Below are 2,089 nucleotides of genomic sequence, written 5' to 3' on the forward strand. Positions count from 1 at the left end.
AGTCCGAATACTCGATCAAGGGATCGGATGGCAATTCGACGCCGACTCGCACGGGTTCCTTTTGGTATTAGTAGTCAACACCCGAGAGTATACGAGCGAACGAATTACACCGTTACTCATGCGTGCGGAAGACCCGACGGACCAAACCGGACTGAATCGAGACCGGCACCCAAAATTCAAAGCACTTTTCCTCTGCGTTACCCACCGGCCTCGCCCTACGCTTGTACGGATTGGCGTTTGGCATGCCGCTTAAGGCTGGGGCATGTCTCGACATTTTCCAGACCAATGAGGTCAGCGACCCAACCGAACTGATGCTCGCGCACCTGCATCCTGGTACGCGTCAACGCTCGAAGCACCGCATCGCTTAGTACCGCATCACCCAGCGATCCTGCCACGGCATGATGCGCGAGAATGTCGAGTGTTGTAACTAGCCTTAATGAGCAAAAGCGTTCGGTGGCGATGCGCGTTGCCTTTTTTTCGTCGATTCCCGCGGAGATCTTCCTTGTCTGCGCCATCGCCAGCGTTGCTGCCTCGCCATCCCCCAGCGTCGAGGCAGTATCGCCTGAGACAAGCGCCACGAACAACTCTAGTGCAGCCTCATCAAGTTCTTCTACCCGCAGGGAGCCACCTGCAATGAGTTCACTCAACAGCGCCTTTTCCGGATGCCCGTTCAATGCTCCCCGTTCAATTTCCACGACGACGTTGTGCGTGACAGTGATCGGGATAGACAGCGCTTGCAAAATAGCCGCCGGCTGGCCGGTGGCCAACAGGTTTATGACAACGCTGGCATCCAACACCAGCTTACGATCCTCCTCGTTAAGACAGCTTGAAAAGGTCATCTACTTCATCCTCTTCAGCTGCTGCCTCGTCAAGAAGCTCGCGCACCTTTGGCCGACCCAGCTTAAGCATTTCCGCCATTTGCCCTTCACTGATCAAATCCTTCTTCCATGCATCGATTGCAAGCAGGAAAAGACGCGAAGACTGGGTGTCTTCTGCAGTGTAAAAAACGTCCGCCTGCTCACCAATCACCTGGCGCACCTGCGCATCGGTGATACCCCCATTGTCTCTAAACCATTCCCAAGTGCCCTTCTTGGTTAGTTCCAGCTCTTCGAGCCTCAACACCATCGCTTGCCTGGAGACGCCGAAGTAGTGGGCAAGCAGAATGATGTGACGGCGCGTTAGGTGACTTGACCCCGTGGTCAACGCCTTGAACTTTTCCATTACGGCGCGCGCTGGCGTCAGAAAAGCACGTCCGAATGCATTTGCATAGCGCTCCTCTCGCGAATTCTCGTACTTTTCATCTTGATAGACTTCTGGATGACGTCGAGTCGCGATGAAGTGACCGAGCTCATGCGCACCGGTTTGGTTACGCCGATCACGCCGGTGGCTGGAGTTAATCAGAATGCAGGCACCAACTTCGTCATCGTAAGCAAAAAGACCCGAGACTTTTGGATCTAGCTTCCGAGAATACACTCGGAGACCAAGCTGCAGCTCCATCAAAGGAATCAAATCCTGAACCGGTCCCTCGCCAAGACCAAGCCAATTACGCAGATTCTGGGCATCCTCCTCAGCCTGGGCCCTTATATCTCCGGGCAAGAGCGTCTTTTCCACCGGATAGTTCCTAGCCCTCTGGACCCCAAGCACATTCTCGAGCTCGACTTCTGCTCGCACGAGGTCGTTTAGCACTCGCGCAGCCTCGACGATACCCTGGTCGTCAGTCTCTGGCAGAGACCGAAATCGCGGTATCAAATCTACATGAACCGCCTCCCGGCGCAGCAACGAATTGACAGAGATTCCGTAGTGTCGGCTAAGTACTTGTAGCTCGCTGGGGCGCGCGCTCCTTTGTCCTTTTTCGATAGCAACCAGCGTCGTGCGCCCGATGCCGGCGGCTTTTGCCGCCGCATCTTGCGTCACATTGGCAGACTCCCGCGCTACACGTAGCCTTTCTCCCAACTCTACGGGGGAAAATTCTTGAGTTGGTTTCGTCATCATGCACTACCTATCCATTTCCGCACGAACGATTCAGACCCCAGATCGCCCTTAAACGCCCCCCATTCGGAGGCGTGCTGCTTTAATAATTGATCCATTC

General features: G+C 54.9%; 2 protein-coding genes. Both read right to left on the reverse strand.

Going from position 1 to position 2,089, the window contains the following annotated elements; translation table 11 throughout:
• Window positions 1-215: 215 nt before the first annotated feature.
• Complete coding sequence (locus tag AC1DPR_RS31640) at window positions 216-839, reverse strand: PIN domain-containing protein (RefSeq protein WP_477105029.1); 624 nt, start codon at window positions 837-839, stop codon at window positions 216-218.
• Window positions 817-1,992, reverse strand: coding sequence for a helix-turn-helix domain-containing protein (locus AC1DPR_RS31645; RefSeq protein ID WP_477105030.1), 1,176 nt, complete (start codon window positions 1,990-1,992; stop codon window positions 817-819). The genes AC1DPR_RS31640 and AC1DPR_RS31645 overlap by 23 nt, the downstream gene beginning before the upstream one ends.
• Window positions 1,993-2,089: the final 97 nt, after the last annotated feature.

It is taken from the genome of Rhizobium sp. 01T417 (assembly GCF_056398905.1).